3 rRNA genes are annotated in these 5,857 nt (G+C 59.4%); all 3 read left to right on the top strand.

Features of this window, described 5'->3' with window-relative positions:
* Positions 1 to 377: 377 nt before the first annotated feature.
* The 3 genes from Uis1B_RS11700 (at position 378) to rrf (ending at position 5,725) form a co-directional block, all read left to right on the top strand.
* Positions 378 to 1,901 (top strand): 16S ribosomal RNA (locus Uis1B_RS11700).
* A 444-nt stretch (positions 1,902 to 2,345) separates the two neighbouring features.
* Positions 2,346 to 5,414: ribosomal RNA gene (locus Uis1B_RS11695) — 23S ribosomal RNA — on the top strand.
* A gap of 194 nt (positions 5,415 to 5,608) precedes the next feature.
* Positions 5,609 to 5,725: ribosomal RNA gene (rrf, locus tag Uis1B_RS11690) — 5S ribosomal RNA — on the top strand.
* Together the 16S, 23S and 5S rRNA genes form the textbook arrangement of a ribosomal RNA operon.
* The last annotated feature ends 132 nt before the right edge of the window (positions 5,726 to 5,857 follow it).

Below are 5,857 nucleotides of genomic sequence, written 5' to 3'. Positions count from 1 at the left end.
TAGAGCCCTTGCGGCAGTAAGGGTTCTGGATGATTATGTTTTCTTGGATTTGCGTTGTTGGTGGTTGGTCGTGTAAGTTTCTTACTCGCTGCCCGGCACGGCCGGATCGGTTCGGTTCGGATCGGTTTCGTTTGCTGGTGTGGTGGTGGTTTGAGAACTCAAGAGCGTGTTTTGTACTACTTTTTGATGATTGCCAGTCCGGTCCCGCCCGGTCGCGTGTGAGCGTGGTTCGGGTCCCCGGGAGGGGTTGAAGTGGACTGGGTTTTGGAAGGATTCTGTGTGGTGCCATGGTTCGGCCTTCGTGGTCGGGATCGTGGTGTCCGTCTTTTTTCTTCTTTTTTGTTTTTTCGAGCCGTTCTTCGGCTTTTCACAGTTTTTTTGTGGAGGGTTCGATTCTGGCTCAGGACGAACGCTGGCGGCGTGCTTAACACATGCAAGTCGAACGGGATCCTCCAAGCTTGCTTGGGGGTGAGAGTGGCGAACGGGTGAGTAATGCGTGACCGACCTGCCCCATGCTCCGGAATAGCTCCTGGAAACGGGTGGTAATGCCGGATGTTCCAGTTGATCGCATGGTCTGCTGGGAAAGATTTCATCGGCGTGGGATGGGGTCGCGTCCTATCAGCTTGACGGCGGGGTGACGGCCCACCGTGGCTTTGACGGGTAGCCGGCCTGAGAGGGCGACCGGCCACATTGGGACTGAGATACGGCCCAGACTCCTACGGGAGGCAGCAGTGGGGAATATTGCACAATGGGCGCAAGCCTGATGCAGCGACGCCGCGTGCGGGATGACGGCCTTCGGGTTGTAAACCGCTTTTGATTGGGAGCAAGTGTGAGTGAGTGTACCTTTCGAATAAGCGCCGGCTAACTACGTGCCAGCAGCCGCGGTAATACGTAGGGCGCAAGCGTTGTCCGGAATTATTGGGCGTAAAGAGCTCGTAGGCGGTTCGTCGCGTCCGGTGTGAAAGCCCGTCGCTTAACGGCGGGTCTGCGCCGGGTACGGGCGGGCTGGAGTGCGGTAGGGGAGACTGGAATTCCCGGTGTAACGGTGGAATGTGTAGATATCGGGAAGAACACCAATGGCGAAGGCAGGTCTCTGGGCCGTTACTGACGCTGAGGAGCGAAAGCGTGGGGAGCGAACAGGATTAGATACCCTGGTAGTCCACGCCGTAAACGGTGGACGCTGGATGTGGGGCCCATTCCACGGGTTCCGTGTCGGAGCTAACGCGTTAAGCGTCCCGCCTGGGGAGTACGGCCGCAAGGCTAAAACTCAAAGAAATTGACGGGGGCCCGCACAAGCGGCGGAGCATGCGGATTAATTCGATGCAACGCGAAGAACCTTACCTGGGCTTGACATGTTCCCGACGGCATCAGAGATGGTGCTTCCCTTCGGGGCGGGTTCACAGGTGGTGCATGGTCGTCGTCAGCTCGTGTCGTGAGATGTTGGGTTAAGTCCCGCAACGAGCGCAACCCTCGCCCCGTGTTGCCAGCGGATTATGCCGGGAACTCACGGGGGACCGCCGGGGTTAACTCGGAGGAAGGTGGGGATGACGTCAGATCATCATGCCCCTTACGTCCAGGGCTTCACGCATGCTACAATGGCCGGTACAGCGGGATGCGATGCGGTGACGCGGAGCGGATCCCTGAAAACCGGTCTCAGTTCGGATCGGAGCCTGCAACTCGGCTCCGTGAAGGTGGAGTCGCTAGTAATCGCGGATCAGCAACGCCGCGGTGAATGCGTTCCCGGGCCTTGTACACACCGCCCGTCAAGTCATGAAAGTGGGTAGCACCCGAAGCCGGTGGCCTAACCCTTGTGGGGGGAGCCGTCTAAGGTGAGACTCGTGATTGGGACTAAGTCGTAACAAGGTAGCCGTACCGGAAGGTGCGGCTGGATCACCTCCTTTCTACGGAGATTCTTTTGTCCGGCCGGTTCGGCCGGGTTTTCTTGCCGCCTTTGGTCCGGCCCGTCGGGGGCTGGCGGGGTGGCTGCTGGTGTGGTTACGGTCGTCTTGAGTGGTATGGGGCATGCTTTTGGGTTCCCGGATCGTCACCCCATGGGGTTTCCCGTGGTGGGGGTCCGTCGTCCTTCCGTCTGGCCGCGCGCGTGTTCGCGCGGGGTCGGGTGGTTGGTGCGTGTGGCTGGTTGAGAACTGGATAGTGGACGCGAGCAGGGGCATGGCCTCCTTGGTTGGGGGTTGTGTTCTTGCTGTTGATTTCGCCGGGATCGGCCGGATCTTTTGGTTTGGTTGGTTTCGGTGTGCTGATCGTTTTGTTGATCGTTAGTGTGATGATGTGTTGTCCGGTAATTCGCTGGATTGGCCTGGTGCCGTGGGGATGCCCGGTTGTGGGTGTTGTCCGGTATGGGCGTGTGGTGGATGCCTTGGCACATGGGACCGATGAAGGACGCGTGGGGCCGCGATAGTCCTCGGGGAGCCGCCGACAGGGCTTTGATCCGAGGGTTTCCGAATGGGGTAACCCGGCACTCGTTGTGGGGTGTCACCGGCTTTGGCCGGGGGGTACGCAGGGAAGTGAAACATCTCAGTACCTGCAGGAAAGGATATTCCGTGAGTAGTGGCGAGCGAAAGCGGATGATGGCTAAACCGTGGTCGTGTGATACCCGTCGGGGGTTGCGGCTTCGGTGTCGTGGGAAGGCCTGTGCCGGTTCCGACGGACCGGCCGGCAGTGATCAAGCGTCGTGCTAGACGAACGGGATTGAATTCCCGGCCGTAGAGGGTGATGGCCCCGTAGTCGGTCGTGCGATGCCTGTCGATGGTCTCTCCCGAGTAGCACGGGACTCGTGGAATCCCGTGTGAATCCGCCCGGACCGTCGGGTAAGCCTGAATATTCCCGTGTGACCGATAGCGTACGAGTACCGTGAGGGAAAGGTGAAAAGCACCCCGGGAGGGGAGTGAAATAGTTTCTGAAACCGCGCGCCTGCGATCCGTCGGAGCCTTTCGGGGTGACGGCGTGCCTATCGAAAAATGAGTCTGCGAGTCAGTGGTGCGTGGCGAGCATAAGCCGTGTGGTGTATGCGTAGCGAAGGCGAGTCTTAAAAGGCGTTTGAGTCGCGTGCCCTGGACCCGAAGCGGGATGATCTAGCCCTGAGCAGGCTGAAGCGCGGGTAAGACCGTGTGGAGGGCCGTACCCACCTAGGTTGAAAACTGGGGGGATGACTTGGGGTTAGGGGTGAAAGGCCAATCAAATTCCGTGATAGCTGGTTCTCTCCGAAATGCATTTAGGTGCAGCGTCGGTTGATTGGATCCGGGGGGTAGAGCTACTGGATGCTTGAGGGCCCGTATTGGGTACCGACAGCAGCCAAACTCCGAATACCCGTGACCTGTATTCCGGCAGTGACCCGGCGGGGGATAAGCTTCGTCGTGGAGAGGGAGACAGCCCAGATCGTCGTCTAAGGTCCCCAAGCGCGTGCTAAGTGGGAAAGGATGTGGGGTCGCATAGACAGCCAGGAGGTTGGCTCAGAAGCAGCCATCCTTGAAAGAGTGCGTAACAGCTCACTGGTCTAGTGGTCCTGCGCCGACAATGTAGCGGGGCTCAAGCACGCCACCGAAGACGCGGCAGCAGCGTTTGTGCTGTTGGGTAGGAGAGCGTCCCGTGAGGGGTGAAGCCGCGGCGTGAGCCTGTGGTGGACTTCACGGGAGTGAGAATGCAGACATGAGTAGCGAGACGGGGGTGACAATCCCCCGCGCTGGATGACCAAGGGTTCCAGGGCCACGTTCATCGTCCCTGGGTGAGTCGGGTCCTAAGGCGAGGCCGACAGGCGTAGTCGAATGGATGAACGGGTTGATATTCCCGTACCGGCATGGAGCCGCCAGGACCGAGGCGGGGGGTGCTAACCTCCGGTCCGTCCCTATGTTCCCTTCGGGGTTCGGTGGGATGGGTTGGTGGGACCGACCCCTGTAGTAGGTGAGCGCGGGAGTGACGCAGGATGGTAGCCGGCCGCGGCGGTGGTTGTCCGTGGTCAAGCGTGCGGCCCGTCCCCCAGGCAAATCCGGGGGGCATGTGGGTGAGGCGTGATGATGGGAGGCGTTTGCCTCGATATCCGGTGATCCAATGCTGTCGAGAAAAGCTTCGGCGTGAGGCTGTTTGCCGCCCGTACCCTAAACCGACACTGGTGGTCAGGTAGAGAATACCAAGGCGATCGAGCGAATCCTGGTCAAGGAACTCGGCAAATTGCTCCCGTTCCTTCGGTTTAAGGGAGACCCCCGCGGGTCGGCGGACTTGCTTCGCTGGGCGTGTGGGGGTGGCACATGAGAGGGGGTAGCGACTGTTTACCAAAAACACAGGAGCGTGCGAAGGCGCAAGCCGCTGTATACGCTCTGACGCCTGCCCGGTGCCGGAAGGTTAAGAGGATCCGTCAGCCTTTTGGGTGAAGCGGTGAATTCAAGCCCCGGTAAACGGCGGTGGTAACTATAACCATCCTAAGGTAGCGAAATTCCTTGTCGGGTAAGTTCCGACCTGCACGAATGGCGTAACGACTTCCCCACTGTCTCGACCAGGAGCTCGGCGAAATTGCAGTACGAGTAAAGATGCTCGTTAAGCGCAGAAGGACGAAAAGACCCCGGGACCTTTACTATACCTTGGTATTGTCGTTAGGTGTGGACTGTGTAGCATAGGCGGGAGGCTGTGAGGCGGGTGCGCCAGCATTCGTGGAGCCGAAAGTTGAAATACCGCTCTGTCTTCATCTGGCGTCTAACCTCGACGCGTGATCCGTGTCAGGGACAGTGCCTGGCGGGTAGTTTAACTGGGGCGGTTGCCTCCCAAAGAGTAACGGAGGCGCTCAAAGGTCCGCTCAGCCCGGTTGGCAATCGGGTGTCGAGTGCAATCGCACAAGCGGGCTTGACTGTGAGAGCGACGGTTCGAGCAGGGACGAAAGTCGGAGATAGTGATCCGGTGCCGGCGCACGGGCGCGGCATCGCTCAACGGATAAAAGGTACCCCGGGGATAACAGGCTGATCATTCCCAAGAGTCCATATCGACGGGATGGTTTGGCACCTCGATGTCGGCTCGTCGCATCCTGGGGCTGGAGCAGGTCCCAAGGGTTCGGCTGTTCGCCGATTAAAGCGGCACGCGAGCTGGGTTCAGAACGTCGTGAGACAGTTTGGTCTCTATCCTCTGCGCTCGTTGGAATCTTGAGGAGTCCTGCCCATAGTACGAGAGGACCTGGGTGGACGAACCTCTGGTTTGCCGGTTGTCACGCCAGTGGCATGGCCGGTTGGCTACGTTCGGGTGGGATAACCGCTGAAAGCATCTAAGCGGGAAGCCTTCTCCAAGATAAGGATTCCTTCATGCCCTTCGGGGTGTGTGTACCCCCCATGGAGAACACGTGGTTGATAGGCCGGAGGTGGAAGCCCTGCGAGGGGTGGAGCCGACCGGTACTAACGGGGGAAGGACAATCACACGACTTGCCCGTCGTTCGTGGCGGGTTGCGGGACTGGGTTTGCCGGTCCGGTGGGTTGTCCGGGTGACACGGAGCACTGATGATGGTTGACTGCGATCAGGTTGATGGTGTTGTTGCTTGCGTCCGCTGTCCGGTTCCCGGCCGGCCACTGTTTTTGCCGGCATCGCCCTGTTGGTGGTGTCGTGTGTTTGGTTTTGCGGTGGTCATGGCCCAGGTGAGACGCCCGGTCCCTTTCCGAACCCGGAAGCTAAGGCCTGGCACGGTGATGGTACTGCACTCGGTAGGGTGTGGGAGAGTAACACGCCGCCGCATTCAATCGTTTGAAGGCCCTGATGGTGCAACACCATCAGGGCCTTTACTATATCCGCGGCGGTTTCCTTGGGTTCGTTTCCTCTAAGGCTCGTTGATATGGTCTATCATCATGGTGTTTGACCATCATGATCC

The sequence above is a fragment of the Bifidobacterium margollesii genome (assembly GCF_002860355.1).
GTDB classification, from domain to species: Bacteria; Actinomycetota; Actinomycetes; order Actinomycetales; family Bifidobacteriaceae; genus Galliscardovia; species Galliscardovia margollesii.
The sequence above is the reverse complement of the archived record's forward strand: the minus strand, read 5'-3'. Positions and strand labels throughout refer to the sequence as shown.